Source organism: Pseudomonas sp. BN515, from assembly GCF_029873155.1.
GTDB lineage: Bacteria > Pseudomonadota > Gammaproteobacteria > Pseudomonadales > Pseudomonadaceae > Metapseudomonas.
This window is the reverse complement of record NZ_SSOH01000092.1, coordinates 291,661-314,383: the sequence shown is the minus strand read 5'-3', so window position 1 is coordinate 314,383 and position 22,723 is coordinate 291,661. Positions and strand designations below refer to the sequence as shown.

Annotated in this window: 18 protein-coding genes; 6 read left to right on the top strand and 12 right to left on the bottom strand. The window is 59.5% G+C overall.

Going from position 1 to position 22,723, the window contains the following annotated elements:
• Window positions 1-12 precede the first annotated feature (12 nt).
• The 7 genes from E8E91_RS27085 to E8E91_RS27055 all read right to left on the bottom strand — a co-directional run bounded on the left by E8E91_RS27085 (window position 13) and on the right by E8E91_RS27055 (window position 9,261).
• Window positions 13-1,272 carry an aminomethyl transferase family protein gene (locus tag E8E91_RS27085; RefSeq protein ID WP_280380195.1) on the bottom strand — a complete coding sequence of 420 codons (1,260 nt, stop codon included), beginning with the start codon at window positions 1,270-1,272 and terminating at the stop codon, window positions 13-15.
• A 38-nt stretch (window positions 1,273-1,310) separates the two neighbouring features.
• The gene (purU, locus tag E8E91_RS27080; protein WP_280380193.1) at window positions 1,311-2,180 is read right to left on the bottom strand and encodes a formyltetrahydrofolate deformylase; all 870 of its coding nucleotides are present in this window, start codon (window positions 2,178-2,180) and stop codon (window positions 1,311-1,313) included.
• A gap of 595 nt (window positions 2,181-2,775) precedes the next feature.
• Entirely contained in the window at window positions 2,776-3,522 is a 747-nt protein-coding gene (locus E8E91_RS27075; RefSeq protein WP_280380191.1) for a hypothetical protein, read from the bottom strand.
• Window positions 3,523-3,576: 54 nt separating this feature from the next.
• Window positions 3,577-4,335 carry a glucose 1-dehydrogenase gene (locus E8E91_RS27070; RefSeq protein ID WP_280380190.1) on the bottom strand — a complete coding sequence of 253 codons (759 nt, stop codon included), beginning with the start codon at window positions 4,333-4,335 and terminating at the stop codon, window positions 3,577-3,579.
• The gene (locus E8E91_RS27065) at window positions 4,332-6,761 is read right to left on the bottom strand and encodes an MMPL family transporter (protein WP_280380188.1); all 2,430 of its coding nucleotides are present in this window, start codon (window positions 6,759-6,761) and stop codon (window positions 4,332-4,334) included. Before E8E91_RS27065 ends, E8E91_RS27070 begins: the two co-directional genes overlap by 4 nt.
• Window positions 6,758-7,846 (bottom strand): YCF48-related protein, encoded by a 1,089-nt coding sequence (locus tag E8E91_RS27060; protein WP_280380186.1) that lies wholly within the window; start codon window positions 7,844-7,846, stop codon window positions 6,758-6,760. Before E8E91_RS27060 ends, E8E91_RS27065 begins: the two co-directional genes overlap by 4 nt.
• Window positions 7,847-7,917: 71 nt before the next feature.
• Window positions 7,918-9,261 carry a DUF1329 domain-containing protein gene (locus tag E8E91_RS27055; protein WP_280380185.1) on the bottom strand — a complete coding sequence of 448 codons (1,344 nt, stop codon included), beginning with the start codon at window positions 9,259-9,261 and terminating at the stop codon, window positions 7,918-7,920.
• A 399-nt stretch (window positions 9,262-9,660) separates the two neighbouring features.
• Between E8E91_RS27055 and E8E91_RS27050 the strand changes: the two genes are divergently transcribed.
• Window positions 9,661-10,557, top strand: coding sequence for a dioxygenase (locus E8E91_RS27050; protein WP_280380183.1), 897 nt, complete (start codon window positions 9,661-9,663; stop codon window positions 10,555-10,557).
• A gap of 287 nt (window positions 10,558-10,844) precedes the next feature.
• Here E8E91_RS27050 and E8E91_RS27045 read toward each other — a convergent pair whose 3' ends face one another.
• From E8E91_RS27045 to E8E91_RS27030, 4 genes are all read right to left on the bottom strand, one after another.
• Window positions 10,845-12,410: a methyl-accepting chemotaxis protein gene (locus tag E8E91_RS27045; RefSeq protein WP_280380181.1), complete on the bottom strand. Its 1,566-nt coding sequence runs from the start codon at window positions 12,408-12,410 to the stop codon at window positions 10,845-10,847.
• A gap of 301 nt (window positions 12,411-12,711) precedes the next feature.
• A complete protein-coding gene (locus tag E8E91_RS27040; protein WP_280380179.1) occupies window positions 12,712-13,881 on the bottom strand; it encodes an MFS transporter in 1,170 nt (389 codons plus the stop codon).
• Between the two features lie 70 nt (window positions 13,882-13,951).
• A complete protein-coding gene (locus tag E8E91_RS27035; RefSeq protein WP_280380177.1) occupies window positions 13,952-15,226 on the bottom strand; it encodes an aminomethyl transferase family protein in 1,275 nt (424 codons plus the stop codon).
• A gap of 167 nt (window positions 15,227-15,393) precedes the next feature.
• Complete coding sequence (locus E8E91_RS27030; RefSeq protein ID WP_280380175.1) at window positions 15,394-16,980, bottom strand: DUF1302 family protein; 1,587 nt, start codon at window positions 16,978-16,980, stop codon at window positions 15,394-15,396.
• A 233-nt stretch (window positions 16,981-17,213) separates the two neighbouring features.
• Here E8E91_RS27030 and E8E91_RS27025 point away from each other — a divergent pair, with 233 nt between their 5' ends.
• Window positions 17,214-17,627: a nuclear transport factor 2 family protein gene (locus E8E91_RS27025; RefSeq protein ID WP_280380173.1), complete on the top strand. Its 414-nt coding sequence runs from the start codon at window positions 17,214-17,216 to the stop codon at window positions 17,625-17,627.
• A 111-nt stretch (window positions 17,628-17,738) separates the two neighbouring features.
• Here E8E91_RS27025 and E8E91_RS27020 read toward each other — a convergent pair whose 3' ends face one another.
• A complete protein-coding gene (locus E8E91_RS27020; protein WP_280380172.1) occupies window positions 17,739-18,857 on the bottom strand; it encodes an aromatic ring-hydroxylating dioxygenase subunit alpha in 1,119 nt (372 codons plus the stop codon).
• A gap of 84 nt (window positions 18,858-18,941) precedes the next feature.
• Here E8E91_RS27020 and E8E91_RS27015 point away from each other — a divergent pair, with 84 nt between their 5' ends.
• From E8E91_RS27015 to E8E91_RS27000, 4 genes are all read left to right on the top strand, one after another.
• Entirely contained in the window at window positions 18,942-19,922 is a 981-nt protein-coding gene (locus tag E8E91_RS27015; RefSeq protein ID WP_280380170.1) for an AraC family transcriptional regulator, read from the top strand.
• A 155-nt stretch (window positions 19,923-20,077) separates the two neighbouring features.
• Entirely contained in the window at window positions 20,078-20,668 is a 591-nt protein-coding gene (locus E8E91_RS27010) for a hypothetical protein (RefSeq protein ID WP_280380168.1), read from the top strand.
• 44 nt (window positions 20,669-20,712) lie between these two features.
• The gene (locus E8E91_RS27005; RefSeq protein ID WP_280380167.1) at window positions 20,713-22,386 is read left to right on the top strand and encodes an FAD-binding oxidoreductase; all 1,674 of its coding nucleotides are present in this window, start codon (window positions 20,713-20,715) and stop codon (window positions 22,384-22,386) included.
• On the top strand, window positions 22,383-22,721 hold the full coding sequence (locus E8E91_RS27000; RefSeq protein ID WP_280380165.1) for a cytochrome c: 339 nt from the start codon (window positions 22,383-22,385) through the stop codon (window positions 22,719-22,721). Before E8E91_RS27005 ends, E8E91_RS27000 begins: the two co-directional genes overlap by 4 nt.
• Window positions 22,722-22,723 lie beyond the last annotated feature (2 nt).

Genomic DNA, 22,723 nt, shown 5'->3' with positions numbered 1-22,723 from the left:
GCCGGTTCCCGTTCAGGTTCGGCGGTTGTCGGTCTTGTAGGGGGCAGAAGCAACGGTGGCCCGAATGGGAAGCTGCGGCTCACCAGGGTTGCCCCAGATCACGGTCACCTCAGTGCCTGGCTCGGCGACGGTCACATCCAGGGTGCACAGCGACAGCATTTCCCGGAAGAAGTAGCTGTAGCCGCGGGAGGTGGAAACCCCTACTTCGCGACCATCGACCAGCACCTTGTCGGCATACATGAAGCCACGTTGGTCACGCGGCAGTTCCATGAAGGCGTAGTGTTCCCCTTTCTTGAACAGCGACGCGAACACCTGGAGCACGTCGTCCGGATTCCAGACCAAGGTACGGATGAGACGGCGCGGATTGGCTACCTCGGCTTCCAGGGCGGCACGACCGATGAAGTCATGGTCGAACTTGATGTTCTTGCCCCAACCGAGCTCGACCGGGCTGCGGTACCAAGCGCTGACGTCATCGGCCTCGAAACTGCCAGCCACGTTGAAGGTGGAAGCGAACGCCGGCAGGCCGGCCTCGAATTCTGCGCGGTATTCAGCCATATCCTCGCTGAAGATCGCCGGCAGGTAATCGGTGACGATGGTCGGGAAGCAAGCCTCCAGGTGGTTGATGAACGCCGCGCGCCCACCAAGCTTGCGAATGCCATACTCCTGGCCAGCTCGCAGCACCGCGTCGTACACCTCGGCGGCGTGCTCGGCCGGGCCCTGCAACTCGACACCTGGCTCGCCCGACATACCCTGGCGCAAGGCGTAGACATCATGACCCGCGATCTTCACGACGCGCGAATGCATGAACTTAATGTCGTGCAGAGAAACGCCTGTGAGCTGCTCGATCAACGCGGCGGCGTGGGGCCCAGCAACCTGGAAGTTGAACCCCTCGACCACCTCGGAGGTAACGCGGTAATCCCCCTTGCGTAGGTAATAGTCGACCAGGAAACCACCACGCCCAAAGAGCATATAGTCATCCTCGCCCCACCGGCTGAGAATGCCTTCATGTATCACCTTGCCGTCCTTGTTGCAGTGGGTCACGTGCTTGGACTGGAGGATGTCGAACTTGGCGAAGCTGTTGATCGACGTGTCCGAGAACAGCTTGAGCACGTCCGGCCCACGATACCGGCGCTGCCACAGAAAGGACCAGTCGCCGATGTAGCAGGTGTTCTTCCAGGACATGCTTTCATCGAGCCAGTCGGTGTATTCCGGCAGGCCCCAGCGGGAGGTGAAGTAACCCTCGGGGGTCTTTCTGAAATTCTTCGGCAACATGTTTGCTTTCCTCGCTTATGTGCTTCTGATCAGCTGGCTCAGCCTTCAAAGATGATGGTCTTGCGACCGTTGGGGACGACGCGGTCCTCCAGGTAAGCGCGAACGGCACGAGCAAGAACTCGGCGCTCGATGTCGCGACCTTTGCGCACTAGATCGTCGGCACTGTCACGGTGAGAAATGCGTTCCACGTCCTGCTCAATGATCGGCCCCTCGTCCAGGTCGGAAGTCACGAAGTGGGAAGTGGCACCGATGAGCTTCACGCCGCGCTCGTGGGCCTGGTGATAGGGACGTGCGCCCTTGAAGCCGGGAAGGAAGCTGTGGTGGATGTTGATGCAACGACCCTCCAGCTTGCGGGAAAGGTCATCGGACAGGATCTGCATGTAGCGTGCGAGCACCACGAGGTCAGTCCTGGTGGACTGCACCAGAGCGAACAGCTTGTCCTCCTGCTCCTGCTTGGTCTGCGGAGTCATGGGGAGGTAATGGAACGCGATACCCTGCAGGTCGACTGCCGCATAGCGTTCCTGGGGATGGTTGGCCACTACGGCGGTGATGTCCATCGGCAGCTCGCCAATGCGGCTGCGATAGAGCAGGTCACGCAGGCAATGATCGAAGCCGGACACCAGCAGCATCACACGCTTTCGCTCGGTCTGCGCCCGCAACGACCAATCCATCTGGTATTTGTCCGCGATGCCGGCGAAACCTTCTTTGATCAGGTCGATCTGAAGCGACGCCTGTGCGTCGATGGCATCGAATACCACGCGCATGAAAAACCGGTTGGTATCCAAGTCATCGAACTGCTGGGCGTCCAGGATGTTGCTGCCCTGCTCGTACAGGTAGTTGGATACAGCCGCCACGATCCCAGCCTTGTTTGGGCAGGACAAGAGAAGGATGTACTTGTTGCTCGGCATGTTGCGTCTCCGGGTTGTATTTTTCAGGCAGCACAAGGGCGCGCCGCCCCTTTGGCGACCAAGGGAGACGTGCAACCCTGTGCAGGGTTGTGGAAATGAAACTTCGTGCTATTGCGAGAAGGGAGGCAGGTCGGCGGTACCGATCAACACCGTTTCGATCGATACGTCAGCCAGCTCCCCACTCAGCAGCTTTCAATGGACTCTCAGCGAAGCCCATCGAGGTTCTCGTTACGGCAGACGAGGCCAACCGGTGAAGCCGGCAGGCAGGTTTCCGCATGGGTAATTCGGATAGGGGCAAGAAATTGCCGTCGCACCTTGGAGATTCGCCGATCTTGCTGGTAGAAGTCCGATGGACACAGCAACGAAGATGGCGACACCGAGCAAGATGAAAAACGTTGTTTTTATTTTCATTTCATAGGTCCACTCAGGGAGACGTAGAGATTTCATTTGATCCCTCCCAGGCCGCAAATGAACCTATCTTTCGAAAGGCCGGCACTATCGAATCGGCTTGTGCTCCAGCCGGCCTAGGAGTAACGACCAGCCCACCGCGAAGCGGCTCTGGCCGCAGGGCCCAATACCGATTGCCCACGCACGCTCAGCCGACCGATACGGCGGCCTGATCGAGAAGGCGAACGACGCGCCGCATGTAGTACTCAACCGAATTCGGGAGCCAGGACTTGTCCAATTGCTCCATTCGCTCACGCACGAATACATAGCTCATCCGCGCTTTCTGGACCTGGGTGACCGCCTCCGGGCTCTCCAGCGCCAACCGACTGAACCCATCCTCGATGCGTTGATTCAGCGCTGCGACCGTCCCATCATCGGAGTCCATGATGTAGACGATCAAGGTGCGGAAGGTGAACGTCAGGTAAAGCAGTTGCATTCGACTTGCATCCAGGCTCAGTGCATTGAGTTCGGACTGCGATCTGGAGATGCTGCCTGCAGACGCCCGATAGCGCTCACCCAAAAGCCCGTCCAGTTGGCTGTGCGCTTCGAGAATGCGATTCAGGCTGATGGAAAAAGGATAGGTCGGTTCGCCTGCGTGCTCTTCGAGGTCCGCGACCCAAGCCTCGATCTGGCCTACCTTGTGCCGCTCAGCCCCGCCAAGCGAGGCGGCACCTTCGCGCAGGACCCTGAGGGCCTCGCGATACTGTTCGTGGTTAGAGGCTTCCTGTGCGCGGCCATACTCGAAGTTGAAGTACACCAGCAGGTTCGCGCTGAGAGCGAAGCCAGCGCTGCGCAGTTGATGTAAGGACTGAGCGTTAGCGGAAATCTCAGCTGGCGGACTAGCCAGAACGTTACCGGTCAGCAGCACAAGGACGAGCAGCATCCATCGGCGCATAAGTCGCCTCTTCTTGTTGTTTGAGGATGTGGGTTTTCAATGGCCTGAGGTGCTCTACCCCACCGTCAGGCCACCATCGACGGCCAGGACGTGACCAGTGACGAATGAGGCGCCGTCGGACGCCAGCCACGCGATGGCTGCGGCAATCTCGTTCGGATCGGCGATGCGCCCCATCGGAACCAAGGCGGCGATATCGTCCAGTTCGATGTTGCCGTCGACCATACGCTCCAGCAGCCCGGTCCTGACCGGCCCCGGGGCGATGGCGTTGATGCGGATGCTGTGTCGCGCCTGTTCGAGGGCGGAAGCCTTGGTCAACCCCGCGATTGCATGTTTGCTTGCGCTGTACATGGCCACGTGGGGAATTGCACGCAGGCTGGCACTGGACCCAGTGTTGATGATCACTCCACCGCCTTGTGCGCGCATCTGGGGAATCTGGTACTTCATGCCATGCCAGATCCCCTTGAGGTTAATATCCATGATGCGCTGATAGTCATCCGCGGCCAGTTGCTCAACGGGTCCGAAAGGCCCCTCGATACCGGCATTGTTGATCGCGATATCCAATCTGCCGGTACGAACGACCACGGCGTCGACCAGGTCGCTCATCGCTTGCTCGTCGCGCACATCCACACGCTCGAAGTGCAGGTCGCCATCACTGCTGGCGAGAGCCGCGTGTCCCTGCCCTTCGTCAGGGCCAGCCACCGTGACCCGGGCGCCCGCTGCCCCGAACAACGCGGCGGCGGCCAGCCCGATGCCTGAGGTACCGCCGACCACCAGGACGCTCTTGCCGGTGAAGTCATATCCGAGGCTGCTCATACGCCCTCCTCCACTGCTTTCAAAGCGGATCTCTGCATCGCGTCACTGGAGGCAATAGGCAGCTGCTCTCGACTGGGCGCTCCCGGCAGGAGGAAGGTGGCAAGGCTTGGCAGGAGGATAAGTGCACCGAACATGTTGACCAGGAACATGAAGGCCAGGAGCAGGCCCATGTCCGCCTGAAACTTGATCGGCGAGAAGATCCACGTTGCCACACCGGCCGCCAGGGTCAGGCCGGTGAGCATGACTACGCGCCCCACGAACAGCAGCGAACGCGCGTACGCCTCCGAGAGGTCGGCGCCAGCACGCTGGCAAGCCAGGGTCACACTGAGGATGTACAGCGCGTAATCGATTCCGATGCCGACACCCAGGGCCGTCACCGGCAGCGTTGCCACCTTCAGGCCGATACCCAGCAGTACCATCAGTGCCTCAGCCAAGATGCTGGTGAGCAGTAGCGGCAGCACGGCGACCAGAACGGCGCGCCAGGAGCGAAACGCGACCAGGCTGAGCAGGATGACCGCGGCGTAGACGCCGAAGAGCATCAGGTAGTTGTTGTGCTTGACCACCTGATTGGTAGCAGCTTCGATGCCGGCGCTGCCGGCAGCCAGAAGGAACTTCACCTCGTCGGTATCGTTCTCGGCGGCGAAGCGTTCGACTTCGGTCACGACGGCCTGGAGCGTGGCCGCCTTGTGGTCGGCGAGGTACACATACAACGAGAGCAGGTTGCAGTCTTCGTTGAACAAGCCGCGCGGTGCCTGGGTCACGATGGAATTGAGCACCCGCTGATTTGGCACCAGCTCTGCCCACTTGAAGCTGCCTTCGTTGAACGCCGAGCCCAGCTGTCGCGCCAGGTCGGCGAAGGAATTGCTGAGCACGACACCCGGCAACTGGCCCAAGCGTTGCTGCAGGCTTCGCATCTTCACCAGAGTCCCGTAATCCGCACACTGGTCGGTGGGCGTGGTAATCATTACGGCCAGCAAGTCGCTACTGGTAGCGTAGCGGGCGGTCAGGTAGGCATTGTCCAAGTTGTAGGTCGAGTCGGCGCGCAACTCCGGAGCGCCGGCGTCGAGATCGCCGATTTGCAGATGCGTTGCCACGACTGCCCCGCCGACGGCCAGCATGACCGCTACCCCGATCGCACCTGCCGCCCAGCGCCGGCGGGTGAAATGATCGAGGAAACGCCAGAAGCCTTTTGGTGCGCCCAGCGCAGCCTTCTCCTGCTCCAGGGCACGAGCCGCTGCGCGCGGATTCACGCCGGTGTAGGTCAGTAGAATCGGCAACAGGATCAGATTAGTGAAGATGAGGATCGCGACACCGATACTGGCGGTGATCGCCAGTTGCCGAATGGCCTCGATGTTCACCAGCATCAGCACGGCAAAGCCGACAGCGTCGCAAACCAGGGCCGTGAAGCCCGCCATGAACAGACGGCGGAAGGTGTTGCGCGCAGCATCGATCCGGTGCATGCCGCGACCGATATCCTGCATGACCCCATTCATCTTCTGTGCGCCGTGGCTCATGCCGATGGCGAAGATCAGGAAAGGCACCAGAATCGAGTAGGGGTCCAGACGGAAGCCAATCAACGGAAGCAGACCCAACTGCCAGACCACGGCGATCAGGGAGCAGGCAACCACCAGGGAAGTGCTACGCAGGCAGCGTGTGAACCACTGCACCATCACGGTGGCGATGACCACCGCGATGGCGAAGAACAGCAGGATCTGGCCAAGCCCATCGATAAGGTCACCCATGACCTTGGCAAAGCCCACAATGTGAATGCTGATGCCATCCTGTTGATACTTGGCGCGAATCGCTTCCAACCGCTTCGACAGCAGACCGTAGTCCAATGCCTGCTGCGCCTGGGCATCGTAGTCGAGCAGCGGCACAATAATCGCGCTTGAGCGGAAATCGGATGCAACGAGGCGCCCGACCTCACCTGAACGCATGATGTTCTGCTGGAGTTCTTCCAGACTCTGAGCCGAGCCATCGTAGGCGTCCGGCATCACTGGCCCGCCATCGATGCCTTCCTCCGTGACGGCCATCCAGCGCACGCTGCGAGTCCAAAGCGATTGCATATAGGAGCGCTCGACACCCGGCAGCAGCAGCAGTTCGTCGTTGATTTGCTGCAGCACCTTCAGGTAGCGAGGCTCGAGAATGGAGTCGCCATCGGTGGCGACTATCACCCGCAAGCTGTTACCCAGACCTTTCAGATCGCCCTCGTGGGCCAGGTAATTCTGGATGTAGGGGTGATCGTTAGGGATCACTGCCTTGAAACTGGCATTCAGCTCCAGATGACGGGTCTGATACGCCAGCCCCAGCGTCACCAGGAGGCACAGCAGTACGATCAAGCCACGATGGCTGAACAGCACACGCTCCAGCATGGTGCCTGCCGTGGGATCGAAGGGCTCGTTGGAACCTTGGATCTCGACTTTCATTGCACGGACTCCCCTACCGCCAGGCTGAGGGCCTGAACCCCCATGGGACCTACCAGAACCAGTTGATCATCACCAACCTGAACGGCTTCGATGGCGGGTCGGATGGTTTTTTCGAGCACATGGAAGCGCTCTGCATATCTATCACTCAGGGCGACCTGGCCATTCTCCGCGAGCAGTAGAATGCGGCCATCCCGCAAGGCCAATCCGCCCTGCAGGGACGCGGAAACTCCAGTGTCCACAACCTGCCAGTGCTTCCCGTCATCCAGGGAGCGCACCGCATTGCCGCGCAGGCCGTAGGCAACCGAAACGTTGCCGGTTGCCACAACACCGAACAGGGTGCCCGCGTAGGGCTGCTCGACCGATTCGAAGGAGTCGCCCTGGCCGCGAAGCAGCAAGCCTTGCTCCCCGACCACCAGAGCCTTCTCATGGTCGTTTGCACTGCCGTAGTAGTGCAGCGAGCCAGGATTGAAGTACCCGGTATTCAGCGGCGACCAGCTCTTACCACCATCGGTAGTACGCAATGCCAGACCGAAAGCGCCAAACACAGTGACGCGCTGAGCGTCTTCCACTTGCATGGTCAAGAATGGCTTGTCAGGACCATCCTCCAGCAAGTACTGCGCCTGGCGAACGGCCCGGTCTGCCTGCTCCACGTCGCCCCCCTCGAGGGCGGCCTCAACCTGCGCCTGGGCCAGCACAAGCTGCGCCGCCAAGGCACCATCGAGTTGACGCTGCCAGGTCTCACCGCCGTCCTTGCTGTGTAGAACCACACCAAGATGGCCTATCGCCCAACCTTCATTGACGGAAGCGAATCGAACCTGGGTCAGGAGGACATTCACGGGAACTACGGCTTGCCGCCAGCTGTTGCCGTGATCATCGGAAAGAATCACACGGCCACTGTCGCCGACGGCGACCAGGCGGTCGCCAGCACTCGTGATACTGAGGAGGAAACCCTGTTCGGGATTAGTCGCAGGCACGCTCGACTGAGTGAGCACATCAGGCAGGGGCTTCTGGTCTGCATTCACCACGCAGGTCAAGCCACCCAACAGCAATGCCAGGCCACAGCAGCCGATTTTTATCTTGGTCATACTCGTCACCGCTCGAAGAACCAACCGCGAACGGCGGTGCAGTGCACCGCCGTGAAGATCAACCGAGTTGCTTAACGCAGGGCGTCCTGAGTAAGCGCTTCCGCGGTGAAGTAAGAGCGGGGCCGAGGATCTACCGGGGTGTAGTTCTTTAAGTAGCCAGCGATGGTGTACGCACGTTGCTGGAAGTCCAGGCTCTGATAGGGCAGAGCCACCACACCGGGCAAGTCGTAGCTCAGGCTGGTGTATGCAATACCACCGCGCCAGAGCTTTCCTTGTGCATCCCACAGATCGGACATTGCGATGTTCCAGCTGTCCTCATCCATGTAGACCTTGCGCTTCGGTGCGGCATTACGCTTGCCATCCTTGAGGGTACCTTCAACCTCCCACACACGGTGTAGTTCCCAACGCACCAGTGACGGATCGATGAATTGCTCGCCCAGGGCCTTCTCCGGATCAGCCGCCAACAGAGCGTTGGTGTTGTAGGGGATGTACATCTCCTTCTTGCCAATCAGCTTCCAGTTGTACTGCTCGGGCGAACCGAAGAAACCGTAGGCTTCGTCGAACTGGGAAAGACCGGAAACGTAGAAGTTGGGCGTGTCGAACTGTACGTTCGGGAGTTTGCGCACGCGGCGTTGGCCCGGCATGTATTGCCAGGAGCCAGGTTGCCGGGCGTCATAGTCCGTCGGGAAGAGACCAACCAGAGCCTCACCGGCACTGCGACCCGGCGCGGTAGTCATCGCACGGTGCCACCACCACCAGCCATCGAAGTCCTTTTCACCACCTTCTTGTGCGTAGCGGTAGAACTCATGCATATCGATGACCGAGGTCAGGGAGCGCCGGCCGCTACCGTCCACCATGTACATCCGATAGAGAGAATCAACGGCGGTGCCCTTCCAGGACAACAGGTGGTTCCACAGCACTTCGCTACCTGTCTTGGGAATCGGGAATGGTGTACCACCGTAGGCGCCCTCGACCGCCAACCCGTCCTTGGTGGACTTGGCATTCAAGGCGTTCTTTGCGGCATAGTCATAAAACCACTGCGGCGCCGACGCGGTTCTGCGGGTCTGATAAACGTTGATTCGATAATCCGGATAGTTCTTCAGCATGTAGTACACGCTTTCAGAGAGTTTGGATTTGTACTGATCGGCGTTTGCGGCCGTGATCTGCAGCGTCGACTTATCATCGGAGAAGGGAATCGGAGCAAAACTGCCAGGCTGGTAACCGGACGGTTTCTGCGCGCCAAAACCACCTGTCCACTCCGGAATGGTACCGTCGGCATTGGCCGCTTTCTCGGCCCCCAGCGGGGTCAGCGAGGCTCCCAGTTGCTTCGCCTCGTCAGCACTCACGGCAGCCTGGACACTGGTCGCCAGACAGAGAGGGAACAGAAGCAGCAAAGCCATCTTGTTCTTGTTCATGCGCATGGTTCTCTTGTTGTATGTGCAGAAGCTGGTAGCTGGTGCCGTCATAAGTTCTGTTCTGCGGGGGCTGCCAGCCCTGTCGGACAGGGCAGAATTGAACTTCTACCAGCCCGGCCGGTTATCCCGAACAGGTCGCAGGCGAAGCGACCGCTCAAGCAGAAAGTGACTGGACGACTCCTAACTCCGATGGTCGACCAAGCTTGTACAAGGTCGATGGTCCAAACCTATTGCCGCCCCTCCACACGTACACCTATCGAAAGATAGCCCTGCTACCTACCCCCTCCGCCCACACCCGATCGCTATCTTTCGGTAGGAGTCGGACACGCCTGCGGCTTGCACAATCGGCACCAGTCAAATCGAGACGATTGGGCACGAGTGCCTGCCTGAGGAAGCCCCATGAACGCCAACATCGATGCTTTGACCAGGAGTGTCCTGGAACAAATGGGGCGTACGCCCGCTCCCCGCCTGCGACAGATCATGCAGAGCGCAGTAAGACACCTGCATGCCTTCGCCGAGGAAGTCGAACTCACTCCTGAAGAATGGCTGGCCGGAATCGCCTTCTTCACGGCAACGGGGCAGATGTGCAGTGCCGACCGGCAGGAGTTCATTCTCCTCTCGGACACCTTGGGTCTTTCCAGCCTCGTAAACCTACTGCATGACTGCGGCGGGCTCGAGCAAGCGACGGAGAGCAGCGTACTTGGTCCCTTTTACCGGGAAACTGCCCCTCGCTTGGCAGCAGGCGACTCGATCGCGAGGATCGCCCAGGGTGGCACAGCGGTGCAGTACTACGGCCGGGTAACGGATGTCCAAGGCCGCCCGCTACCTGGGGCCCAGGTACAGATCTGGCAAACCGACGCAGACGGTTGGTATGACATCCAGCTCCATGACCAGGAGCTGGTGGATATGCGAGGCAACTTCACCTGCGATGAGAACGGCTGGTACCTGGCCCGCAGCGTGCTCCCCAAGAGCTATCCACTACCCGCCGACGGCCCGGTCAGGCGCATGCTCGACGCCCAGGAAAGGCACGGCTATCGCCCGGCACACATCCACTTCCTGATCAGCGCCGAGGGCCATAAGGAACTGGTTACCGCGTTGTACCTGGAAGGTGACCCCTACCTCGAGTCGGACACCGTGTTCGGCGTGACCTCCGCCGAGTTGGTCGTAGCGCCAAAGCAGGACGAGGCAGCCCCGATCCGCGAACTCCCAGCCATTCGTTACGACTTCCGCCTGGCACGTGGGTCCGCAGAATCGGGGCGCGTTGGCGCGGACGTATCGAAGATCAACCTAGGCTGATTACCACGCTTGCTCCCGAGGCTGGTTCGGGAGGTATGGGCACCACTCGTGGTGCCCTTTTTTATTGCCTGCTCCTCAGCTTCAAGCGTTGCAGGAGCAGAACGGGAATGCAGGAATCGGTACTAACACCTCCGGATGGTCGTACAAAGACCGTGGTACTCCGGCGCGCCCAGCCTCTCACCCTAACTCTGCAGTTCCCACAACGCGTGCCTCCCCAGATTCGGAATGAATAAAAAAGCCCGGCGACATGGAACTGTCACCGGGCTCATCCAAAGAGAGACGGAGTATCAATGCTTAAAGCGGCTGACCCACTGGCGCAGTTCGCTGCTCAGGTTCTGCAAGGTATCGCTGTAACGACCGCTTTCCCTGGCATTGGTCAGACTGACTTCCGCTTCGTCACGAACGCGGACCACGCTTTGACTCACCTGCTCGGCAACGGCGCTCTGCTGTATTGCGGCCGCAGCGATCTGCTGATTCATCTGTTCAATCAGCGTCACTGAATGAGTAATGGCCTGCAGTGCATCATTGGCCATCCCGGTCTGCTCGACCGCCTGACGAGCCTGACCAAGACTCGACTCACTATGGGCCATGGCCTGACGGGTCAGAGATTGCAGGGCGTCGATCGTTGTGGCGATCTCGGTCGTTGCATGCTGGCTGCGCAGGGCCAGCGCCCGGACTTCATCGGCGACCACGGCAAAACCCCGCCCCTGGTCTCCGGCTCTGGCGGCCTCGATTGCGGCATTCAGCGCCAGAAGATTGGTCTGCTCAGCGACTGTTCGAATCACATCGAGAATGCCGCCGATGCGTTCGCTCTCTCGACTGAGATCCACCATGCTCGCCCGAGTTGATTGCACGCCTTCGGCCAGTTGATCGATTCGGGTGACTGCTTCCGCGACCAATCTCGCCCCAACGTGCGCCTGTTGCTCCGCCTGCCGCGCGGCCTCGGACGCCTGCCGGGTGTGTCCCGCTACCTCATGCACGCTGGCGGCCATCTGCACCATCGCCGAAGCGCTCTGCTCCGACTCCTGACTTTGCCTTTGTGCAGTAACCCCGGCATCAGCGCTTACATCTGCGAAGCCCGTCGCGATAGTCGCCAGTTGCTCTACACCTCCGTCAATCCGCTCGATCAAGCCGCGTAAACCGCGGGTCATGTTCTGCATGGACGACAACAGTTGGCCTGGCTCGTCTCGGCGCTGGCTATCGAACTCCGCACGCAGATCACCTTCAGCGATCGAGCGCAAGGCAGCGACGGAGCGACGCAACGGCAGGACGATCTGACGATGCAGCACTGTCGCTGCGACGATTGCAAAGACGAGGAGCAGCAAGCTAGCACTGCCAAGCAGAGCCAGGACACGCTGGCTAACTGCAACCATCTCATTGCCCTGCGCAATGTACGCGGCATCGCCCTGCTTCAGCAGCTTCTCGGCCTGCTGCTCAAGCGCCAAGACTTCTGCCGGGCTGGCCGCTTCGACCTCCTGACGCTGTCGCATGCGCTCGAAAAGCGAATAGTACTCACCGGCAGCCTGCCGCATCTCATCCAGGGCCGAGCGTTGTTTGCTGTCCGGATGCGCCTGCAGCAATGCGTCGAGCCGTGCCCGGACTGCGTCGAGAGACTCCGTGGCACGCTGCGCAGCATCCAGTGAACCATCCAGCCGATAGTTCTGCTGGGCGACCTCGGCACGCAGCAGATGGATCTGACTCTCCGCGACTCCGGTCATCAGGTCCCCTCGCGAGAACAAGGCCAGGACACTGTAGAGACCAGCCCCTGCGACGCCCAACGACAGAATCACGACCAGTCCGAAAGCTATCAGGAGCTTTCGCCCTACGGACAGATTGTCCAGAACATGTCCCATACCAACATCCCCATACCTCTGATGGCCTAGCGCGGGCACCGGGAAGGCTGTCCTTTCCCGGGATCCGACCAGCCTGGTGACCGCTTGAGCTGAATCTGCAAAACCAAAGATCAAAAGAACGCAATGAACCGTGCGTTCTGGCTGACCCACGGCGCAGCATCGGAATTGCTTGTAGGGTCATTGAAGACGGTATGCGCAGCCCACTGGGAACGCTCACTCTTGGTTTCGTTTGCTTTCTTGTTGCTCGCCATGGCGAGGGGATTCTCCAAACGCAATAGTTCGATAGAGGGAACGTTGCTGATCAGTGATTGGAGGCCGCCACGGCAGAAGCGTCTCTCTCCGACGGCAGCAGCAGGTATCCGCAGCCCCATGCAACGACGGAAATGACTACGAAGTAATGCCACTGGTTCATGTCCAGGACACCAAAGTACAACGGCGCGGAGAACGCTGCGCCGATCCCCGTGATTTGTCCAACCAGACCAGCAGCGAAGCCAGCCATACCGGGTTCAGGCAGCGCGCGGGGAAGCAGCGAGTAAACAAGAGCGATAAAACCGCCGACACAGAGTTGTTGCAGAACCGCGCCGGCCACGGCCAAGGCCAGCACATCGCTCGGCCAGTAGAAGGCCGCCGCACCTAGCGTGGCGGTGAGCAAGATCAACATGGCCAGCCGATTACCAGGCCATCCGCGATTCAGCAACACCCCGATCACGATGCTTCCAACAACGCCACAGACACTGGCCACGGCCATCACCTGAGCACTGGTACCAAGCTCCAGGCCATGCACGCGATTGAAGTACAGCGCTCCCACGGCGCTGCTACCGATACCAGCCAATGCGGACAGGCTCAGGCTCATACCAAATCGAACGACCCGACTATTGCGGACCACCGTCCAAAGCCCGCCTCCGCTGGAGCCAGCACGCAGTGCCGGAAGCCAGGGAGCAGTGACCAACAATGCCAGAGTGATGCCCGAATGCCAGGTGAACGCACGCTGCCAGTCTTCACTCCCGGCAAAGGGAGAGGCAGCGAGCAGACCCAAGGCATAACCTACTGGCGTGACGGTGGACCAGAGTGTCATGGCCTGAACCTGCTGACGCCCGGCGGTGAACATCATCAATAGTCCCTGCCCTGAGGTCATCATCGCGACGAGCGCGATGCCTTGCAGCAATAACGTGCCACGCAGCAGAGCAAAGCTGTCCAGCCAGGCGTTAGCCAGGCTGCAACCACCCATGGTGAACAGTCCCAGCAACAGCAGCGGGCGGGGCCCGAGTCGATCGATCAGCCAACCCATCACCAGGCCAGCAAATGCCAGCGGCAATAGCTGGCCGGCAATCGCCAGGCCGACCGTGGCGGCTGGTACATTGAAGAAGCCGCCGATATCCACGGCCAACGGCCCCATCATCCCCAGGGCCGAAGTTCCCGCGAGTCCGCAGGCGTAAATCAGGAAGATCGGAAACCAGCTTTTATTGTTCATGACGAGGCTTTCCGGAAGTACGTGTCGTGGCGACGCCCTTACAGGCATCGCCGTAGGCAACGATTGGGATTCAACGCAGTTCTGCGCGGCGGTTATCCTGCTTGTAAGGGGCCGGAGCAACGGTTGCGCGGATGACGGTTTGCCGCGTACCGGGGCTACCCCACAGCACCTCGACCCGCGTGCCGGGAGCACTCAGCTCAACATCGATGAATGCCAGCGCCAGCACTTTGCGGAAGTACAGGCTGTAGCCAGGCGTGCTCGAAATACCGGCCGGACGGCCGTCCTTCGATACCGCATCGGCCCAGTTCACCCAGCGGTGTGGGTGCGGCATGTCGAGGTAGTCGAAAGGCTCGTCTGCACCGAACAGCGATGCGTAGATGGCCACGACATCTTCGTTGTCGAACTCCAGGGTGACGCGAGCACGACGTGGATTCTCCGCTTCACGCTCCAAGGCGTCGCGCCCAGTGAATTCGTGATCGAACTTGACGCTACGCCCCCAGCCCAGTTCATAGGGGCTGAAGAGGTAGTCGTCGATGCTGTTGCCCTCGAAGCTGCCGCGCAGGACGGGAACGATGCCCTTGAGATCGAAGTTTGCGTAGATGAACTCGAGGTATCCCTCGCTATCCGGACCGAAGCTGGAGGGCAGGAAGTGCCACAGGCTGGTCGGGAACGCGGCTTCGAGGTGGTTGATCATCGCGGTGCGACGTCCCAGGCGACGGATGCCATGTGCCTGGCCAGCCTTCAGGATGGCGGCATTCACTACATCCTTGTCAGCAGCGGCGCCATGGAATTCGAAACCGATCTCACCAGCCATGCCCTGGCGCAGCGCTCTCACTTTCCTTCCGGCGATGGTGACTTCGCGGAAATGCATGAATTTGATGTCCAGCAGCTCCTCACCGGTTACCGCTTGGCAAACGGCCAGCGCTGTGGGGCCGGAGACCTGGAGCTGGAAAGTCTGCTGCTCCGTCCAGACAAGGTTGTAGCCGTCTTTATCGGCCCGGAATGCCGACCAGAATGCGGTACCGCCCTGGCTTGAGAAATGGTCCTCACCAAGGCGCATGAGAATGCCTTCTGCAACTACCTTTCCATTCCGGTCGCACTGAACCAGATGCTTGGCCTGACCGATGGCAAAGTTCTCGACACTGTTCACTCCGGTATTGCGGAAAAGCTCGAGTGCCTGTGGCCCTTGAAACTCGACATCCCAAAGGAAGGACCAGTCGCCGACGTAGCAACTGTTTTTCCATGAGAGCTGCTCATCCTGCCAGGAAGAGTATTCGGGACCGCCCCAGCCTGGGTGGTGGGCGGGAGCCGATTGACGCAGGTAGTTGATGATTTCCTTGGACATGACAGAACCCTGTGAACAGGTGGGTATTGAAGCAACCTTCGTCGTGACCTGGTCTCGACCACTGGCGCGGTCGTGGCTTCTCGCAGAAAACCTCCAATAGGAGCTTTCTGCGGGCGAAGCGCGCCCCAAGGCGCCGCGCGTCGTGCGCGGTACCTTGGGGGACCGAGTTAGAAGGTGCGGGTCAGAGACGCCATGACGAAGTCACGGCCGCTGTAATAGTTGTTGTCTTCGCTGCCGAAGAAGTGAGTGACATCGAGACGCAGCTTCCAGTCTTGCTGGTAGGTTCCTACGACGCCCACGGTTACATCACCACCTTCATGGGAGCCGTAGTTGTTGAACGCCGCAGAGATTGGCGACTGGCCCTTAAAGTTGTAGCCAAGGCCGATGGGAAGCTGGACATCGAGGCCTGGGATGACCTGGTAGTAGTCGAAGGTGGCCAGGCCACGCACACCGTAGACGGTGTCATTCAGCAGATCGTCGCGCTGTTCTTTGTGCTCGGTCACTTTCACCAGACGATGGGCAGCGAGTTCACCGGCCAGCGAGTAACCATCCCACAGAGCTCCAGCGTTGCCCACGTAGATGGCGCTGATCTGAGCATGTACGGTGTCGCCCAAAACCTCTGGGTCGATCACATCGCTCTTCGCACGCAAAGCGACATCCTGCCGATAGGAAACCTCGCCACCGAGGTTCAGCTGACCGATCGAGGTATTGGCACTGATACCGTAAAGCTTGATCTTCTCCTGGTAGCGCAGGAAGTACTCACCGATCGACCCATTGGTCGGGTCGAAGCCGCCGGAGGGAACGATCTCGACCTGCGGCGTCTTGTCGTTGTAGCGAATGGCATAGAGCCCCAGGTCGAGGTTGAGAGCCTCCGGCCGCCAGCGCAGCGATACACCATATTGGGCTGCATCCGGCTCATCATCCGACCCACGATAGAAGAAGGCTCCAGGTGCTGCGATGATGCGCTCACCACCTTCATCAAGGATATCAACAGAGGACATGAAGCTACCGGCCGGAGGAATACGAGTCTTCTCCCACTGGAACTGGTAGAAGCCTTCAAGGGTCCAGCCGCCGTCGAACAGTGCGCTCATGGACAGCTGCTTGGTGGGCAGGAAAAGCTCCTGAGCTTTGGTGTTCGGTACTGTAAGCGCCTTGTAGGCATCAACCGGAGCCATCGCTGCAGCAATACCGTTGTCGGTGAAGAACAGGCTCTCGCCCCACAGAAGTGTGTGCTGCCCCAGGCGCACACTGACGGGGACATCGAACGGCGTGAACTGACCAGAGACGAACGCATTCAGCAACTCGACTTTGCTACCAGCCCATTTGCGGGTCTGGTCGGTGAACTCGTCATTGTCCACGGAGAAGGAGTTGGCAGTAGCCGGAGAATCGTTGTCGTTGTGACGGTTGTAGACATCGTCATACCAGGCCGCCGCACTCAGGCTGAGACCGAAATTCCGGTAGCGCGCGTTCAACTCCGTCAACCAGTCTACGCGGTTCATCATCAACGAGCCGCGATCGAAGTTGTGCTCGGGATCGTCGGCGTTGACGTTGGCCAGGTTGGTGTCGCTTGGGCTGCTGATGCGAGAACCAAGGGAGTACTTCAGCGTGTTGCTCCAACTGGCTTCAACCTCACCAACCTTGAATTCGTATGCATTTGCCACGCTGGCGGAAGCCAGTGTGATAGCCGCTGCGAGCACGGGAGTTGCGAGCAGATGACGTGCGACGCAGGGAGGAGTTAGCAGAACTGACTTCATTATTGTTGTTCTCCGGTCTTCGTGGAGACCTGTACGAAGCGCATACATCGCGCGATTCGACGGCCAGGACAGCGGACCATTGATGGATCCGTTGAGTGAAAACTAGAGGGGCCCAGATAGCGGAACACCTATCCAAAGATAGAGCGATAGCACCGCCTCTATCCTAGGATAGGTGCCTAATTCTTTGCGCCATTCGAGCATCGGCCTCCCCCTCAACGCATTGGAGTTAGCCCATGCTCAATCAGCCAAAATTGAATGCCCAGAACGCCACCAACCGCTCGTTACAGCTAGTGCTCGACTTCGTTCAGCTGGCCTTTTGCGAGAAGCAGCCACGTGCGGCATTCGAACGATTCGTGGCCCCTGACTATGTGCAACACAATCCACATGTCCCCACCGACGGGGCAGCAGCGAGCCTGTCATTTCTCGAAGGATTTCAGGCCCAGTTTCCAGCATTGAGCTATGAGGTGAAGCGAGCTGCCAGCAGCGACGACCTGGCCTTTGTGCATGCGCACGTCCGCACGAATGCCGACGATCCTGGTGCAGCGCTTGTGGATATATTCCGAATCGAGAACGGACGTATCGCAGAGCATTGGGACGTACTGCAATCCATAGATCCGCAATCGCCCAATCCACGCTCGTCAGTCTGAAAGGGAGCCTGCCCCTTTCTCTAGGGGGCAAGCGAAAGAGAAGGCAAACCTGGCTGATGAAGGATCAACCCAGACCCGCCAAACAGCCAGGCTCAGATCATGGCGGGGTTATCAGCCTTGAGCAGCCACCTGCACTACTGGATTCACTTTCGACTCTTCTTCGGCCTTGAGCATGCGATCAATGATCCATCGGAACTGACCCAGAGCCGTATCGGACGTCGTGGGTACCAGCTTGGCATCGGGAGCCAGGTTCAGCGCACGCTGCTGGGCCTCGATGATGTCACGGTCCTCACCAAAGGCCATTCGCGCAATCGCAATCATGCCGTCGGCCAACTCGGGACTCCCGCCCTTGACGCGGGGAGCCCAAGAGAAGCAGTAACGCGAGCGCTGGGCACTGATCGGCGTGATGGACTGGTTGGTGACATCACTGGTAATCGGCTCGATACCGACTGGTGCCTCCCCATTGCAGCGAGCCGCGGTGCCACCTGGATACCCCTGGGAATACATGATCATCACGCCCGGCACGTAGAAGTCGTAATACATCCACATATCAAGCGTTTCGGTTTCGACTTCGCTCTTGATGTGGTTCGGCACCGGCTGGTCAGGCAACCACCGCTCGACTCGCACGCTTCGCTCCATACGCGTGACCTTGGGTCGGGTCAGCGCCCAATCCTCGCCGACACCAAAACTGTCCGGATGCACATAGGTCAGGTGGGAAAAGTCCAGAAGGTTGTCATGCACCAACTGATAGTTGGCGTCGTAGTCCATGTAGCCGTGCCGGAAGATCCAATTCGGATCATCCAACGCCACCGTGGGGGGAATCAGCGCAGGATCAGCCGCTTCCGCATCTCCCATCCAGACCCACAAGTAATTACCGCGTTCGATCACAGGGAAGCTGCGCACCCGTGCTTGCGGAGGAATTCGATCCTGACCGGGGATATCTACACACTGGCCGGATTCGTCAAAGCGCAACCCGTGATACAGGCAACGCAGATGATCCCCCTCGCGGCGCCCGATCGAAAGAGGAGCCGCGCGATGGCAGCAACGATCCTGCAGTGCGACCAAGCCACCATCGACCTTGCGATAAATGACGATTGGCTCGTTGGCGATGACGCAGGCGAACAGCTCCTGGCCCTTCAGCACATCGTCCCAACCTGCGACATACCAGCAGTTGCGAATAAACATGAAGCCACCTCTCAGGTTTTGTTGTTTTTTGTGCAAACCGTTCATGCGGCAAAAAGTATCCAAACCCCCCTCAACCAACTACGCCGAAATGAGCGATATTTCGGCTGTATCCGACATATCCGGTGAGCTATGGACCTGCTAGGTGAAGTGCTCCTGTCATTGAAAATCGAGGCCAACTCCGTCGGGATCTTCAACTGCGGAGAGCCTTGGGGTATGGCTGTTCCGGCTACAACATCGGCCAACGCCTATACCTTTTGCGCGATTGATAAACCCTTCTGGCTCATGCTCGACGGACAGCAGCCACAGTGCCTTCATCCCGGCGACGCCGCCCTGATCCTCCATGGACGAGCGTTTTCCTTTGCTTCGTCGAGGGATGCCAGTTGCATCCCTCTGGCTGACTACTGGGAGCGAAATAACCTCCCCAGACTCACCCCGGGATCCAGGCAAGGAGCACCACTGCGGGGGCTTCGACTTGGCGAGTCGCCCTACGATGCGCGAGTGCTGACAATGGGATTGATCATCGCTGGCGCCACTGACAATCACTTGCTGCGAGCCTTGCCTGACCTCATTGCACTTCGAGGAAGCGCCAGCGGGCTGTTCCCCTGGCTGCCATCGCTGCTCGAATTTCTCGCCGCGGAGCAAACCTCGGCCACTCCTGGGTACACCGCCACAGCATCTCGACTTGCAGAACTGATCTTCACCAGTTTCATTCGTGCCCACTCACTCAGCACCGCAGGTCAACAGCGCAATTGGCTCAGCGGCCTGCGAGACCCACGCATCAGCCAGGCACTGGTCGCAATGCACAGCCGTCCCGCGGAAGCCTGGACAGTCGAGAAACTGGCAAAGCTCGCAGGCATGTCGCGATTCAGTTTCGGACGCCTTTTCGCCAAGCGAACAGGCCAATCCCCCATCGACTACCTGATCGAATGCCGAATGCAGTTAGCTGCCGAATTGCTTTTGGAGGGACGCGTCAGTATTGCGCTCATCGCGGAGCGGGTTGGCTATCAATCAGAACGGGCCTTCCGCGAGCTGTTCAAGAAACACTTCGGAATGTCGCCGCGCAGCTACGCGAAGCAGCAAGAGGAGGAGAACGAGCAAGGGGGGGGCTAACTATCTTTGGGTAGGTGCTTGGGAAAACCCCCCTGCGCAAACATTCCGGCAACGAACATCGCCGGAAAGGCGATGGCGATAACAACAAGATCGCTGGAGACCGTCGCCATGCCACACCCCTCCCGTCCGACCTTCGGCCCGAAGGCTGCCCAGTCATGAAGCGGCGCAGCTTTCTCCAGGCAGGAATCGCCAGCAGTTTTCTGCCGCTGCTCACCAACTCTTCAGTTGCCAATGCCCTCGGCTTCAAATCCAGCACTGTGATTCAAGCGGTGGTCTCGGACAGTCGCTTTGCGGACAGCCGAAGCTTTGGTGCACAAGCCGCAGCACTTGGAATGGCCCACTACACCAGCCAAGGCGATATCACCGCACTGTGGTTCAAAGAGCTGGATCCGCTGTGGCGGAAACACCAGGCAGCCGTAACGGGACTTACCACCCGCGAACACCTGTTCTGCCTTGAACGCCTGGCTTGGGATCGCGGCCTGCGTGTGCTCGCGCGTACCGAGCACCACGACAACGGCAGCGGTGTTCTCACGCACCAGATCGAAGCCCCCGACCTCCTCTCGGCACAGACCGCCAAGGCGATTGCAACCGATGGGCAATGGAGTGCTGCGCTGGCGAGTCTCCTTGCCAACTGCTCGCCCCCCGAGCTGAACGGCAAGTGCACGCCCAGAGAGTTTCGCAGCAGAGGACAGCTGGACGAGTCGCTGGTGACCTGGGTTATCGCGCCCGCAACGGCGCGCGCCTGACCCCAAACCAACTACAAGAAAAAAACCTGGCCAGGAGAGAAGGCATGTTACCCCCAGGCATTGATTCGCAAACATTCGCCAAGGCACTCACCGAGTTCGCCGCAGTCGTCGGCAAGGAGTGGGTCTTTTCCAGCGAGGAAGACCTCAAGCTCTACCGCGATGCCTACTCACCCTACTGGGGTGAGCCGGAAGAACGCCTCGCATCCGCAGCCGTGGCACCGGACTCCACCGAGCAAGTCCAGGAGGTCGTGCGCATCGCCAACCGCCACGGCATTCCGCTGTACACCATCTCCACCGGCAAGAACCTCGGCTACGGCGGTTCTGCACCAGCCTACAGCGGCAGCGTCGTCCTGGACCTCAAACGCATGAACCGCATCATCGAGGTCAACGAGAAACAGGCCTACTGCATCGTCGAGCCCGGCGTCAGCTACTTCGACATGTATCGCTACCTGCAGGAGAACAAGATCAAGCTGTGGATCGACGTACCCGATCCGGGCTGGGGAAGTATGCTGGGCAATGCCATTGACCGCGGCGCGGGCTACACCAGTGCCCAGTTCAGGAACCACTTCGATGCCCATTGCGGCATGGAAGTGGTCCTGGCCAACGGCGACCTGATGCGTACGGGCATGGGTGCAATGCCGGGTAACAAGACCTGGGCGATGTACAAGACCGGGTTCGGCCCAGCAATCGACGGCATCTTCAGCCAGTCCAACTTCGGCGTCGTGACCAAGATGGGCTTCTGGCTGATGCCCGAGCCAGAGGCCTTCCTCAAAGGTGCCATTCATCTGACTCGTTACGCCGACCTTGCGCCTCTCGTCGACCTCATGACCGAGCTCGAGAACGCCAAGATCTTCACCGGCTATCCCGACATCAACAGCCCCGTGCTCGGCACTCCGAGCCTAGCTGGGCTGCACGATTTCCTGGCTCACGGCCCGAAAAACCCTGATCCGGAGTTCATGCAACTCCTGGGGCGCGGCGCCAAGCCGGAGGAGTATGAAGGCTACGGAAAGAAGAACAACATCCCCTTCTGGAGTTGTGCACTGACTTTCTACGGGCCGGAGAAAGTAATTCGGGCGCAGTGGGAATACGTCCAAGAACGCTTCAAAGCACTCATCGCCGATTCACGTTTCGAAGATCGCGAGTTTTACAACCTACCCCTGACTCCCGAGCAGGCAGAAAAGGTGGAGTACCCGGCCCAGTTCGGTATTCCGAACCTGCGCACCTTTGCGATTGGTGCACGCTCGACCTGGAATCCGGCTCCCCCGTCAGACGGTCATGCCTGGTTCTCTCCGGTAATTCCACGCGACGGCGCGGAGATCCTGAAGATCAATGAAGTACTCGGTGCCGAGGCCAAGCGACTGGGCATGCCGATGATCTTCGCAATGATCGTTCCGGTACCGTCCTGGGAGCGCAGCTTCACCTTCATCATCCCGTTCTTCATGAGCAAGGACCCAGAACAGAACCGCAAGAATCGCCAGGCCTTCCGACAGATCATCAAAGTTGCCGCCAAGCACGGCTGGGGCGAATACCGTACAGCTCCTGCGTTCCAAGCTGATGTGATGGATACCTACTCGTTCGGCAACCATGCTCTGCTGCGCTTCCACGAAGTACTCAAAGACGCCGTCGATCCAAAGGGCATCCTCTCGCCCGGGCGTTACGGTATCTGGCCGAAACATCTTCGTAAGCAGCACCGCTACAACGGGGAGACCTCGGCATGAAAAGCGCATTGATTGCCTCCCTGCTCATCTCGATGGCAGGAGGTGCCGCAGCGGAAGACACTCCGAATACTCAGGGAGAGCAGATCTACAACAAGTGGTGTGCGGCCTGCCATGCAGCTGGCGATGCATATCCCGGTACGCTGGCGTTGCGCGCCAAATACCGCGGCGCAGTGCCGGATACCTTGGTGGAACGACGTGATTTAAATCCGGAGTTGATCAAGTATTACGTGCGCAACGGCATCTCTGTCATGCCGTTCTTCCGCAAGACGGAAATCAGTGATGCCGAGCTGGACGCATTGGCCAATTTCCTGGCCAAGACGCCGAGCGCCAAATGATG

Coding starts and splice junctions, on each gene's coding strand:
- E8E91_RS27060 (WP_280380186.1), bottom strand. CDS start 7,846: ATGACCAAGATAAAAATCGGCTGCTGTGGCCTGGCATTGCTGTTGGGT.
- E8E91_RS27070 (WP_280380190.1), bottom strand. CDS start 4,335: ATGAGCAGCCTCGGATATGACTTCACCGGCAAGAGCGTCCTGGTGGTC.
- E8E91_RS27055 (WP_280380185.1), bottom strand. CDS start 9,261: ATGAACAAGAACAAGATGGCTTTGCTGCTTCTGTTCCCTCTCTGTCTG.
- E8E91_RS27020 (WP_280380172.1), bottom strand. CDS start 18,857: ATGAACGGTTTGCACAAAAAACAACAAAACCTGAGAGGTGGCTTCATG.
- E8E91_RS27045 (WP_280380181.1), bottom strand. CDS start 12,410: ATGGGACATGTTCTGGACAATCTGTCCGTAGGGCGAAAGCTCCTGATA.
- E8E91_RS27015 (WP_280380170.1), top strand. CDS start 18,942: ATGGACCTGCTAGGTGAAGTGCTCCTGTCATTGAAAATCGAGGCCAAC.
- E8E91_RS27035 (WP_280380177.1), bottom strand. CDS start 15,226: ATGTCCAAGGAAATCATCAACTACCTGCGTCAATCGGCTCCCGCCCAC.
- E8E91_RS27010 (WP_280380168.1), top strand. CDS start 20,078: ATGAAGCGGCGCAGCTTTCTCCAGGCAGGAATCGCCAGCAGTTTTCTG.
- E8E91_RS27050 (WP_280380183.1), top strand. CDS start 9,661: ATGAACGCCAACATCGATGCTTTGACCAGGAGTGTCCTGGAACAAATG.
- E8E91_RS27075 (WP_280380191.1), bottom strand. CDS start 3,522: ATGCGCCGATGGATGCTGCTCGTCCTTGTGCTGCTGACCGGTAACGTT.
- E8E91_RS27065 (WP_280380188.1), bottom strand. CDS start 6,761: ATGAAAGTCGAGATCCAAGGTTCCAACGAGCCCTTCGATCCCACGGCA.
- purU (WP_280380193.1), bottom strand. CDS start 2,180: ATGCCGAGCAACAAGTACATCCTTCTCTTGTCCTGCCCAAACAAGGCT.
- E8E91_RS27085 (WP_280380195.1), bottom strand. CDS start 1,272: ATGTTGCCGAAGAATTTCAGAAAGACCCCCGAGGGTTACTTCACCTCC.
- E8E91_RS27005 (WP_280380167.1), top strand. CDS start 20,713: ATGTTACCCCCAGGCATTGATTCGCAAACATTCGCCAAGGCACTCACC.
- E8E91_RS27025 (WP_280380173.1), top strand. CDS start 17,214: ATGCTCAATCAGCCAAAATTGAATGCCCAGAACGCCACCAACCGCTCG.
- E8E91_RS27040 (WP_280380179.1), bottom strand. CDS start 13,881: ATGAACAATAAAAGCTGGTTTCCGATCTTCCTGATTTACGCCTGCGGA.
- E8E91_RS27030 (WP_280380175.1), bottom strand. CDS start 16,980: ATGAAGTCAGTTCTGCTAACTCCTCCCTGCGTCGCACGTCATCTGCTC.
- E8E91_RS27000 (WP_280380165.1), top strand. CDS start 22,383: ATGAAAAGCGCATTGATTGCCTCCCTGCTCATCTCGATGGCAGGAGGT.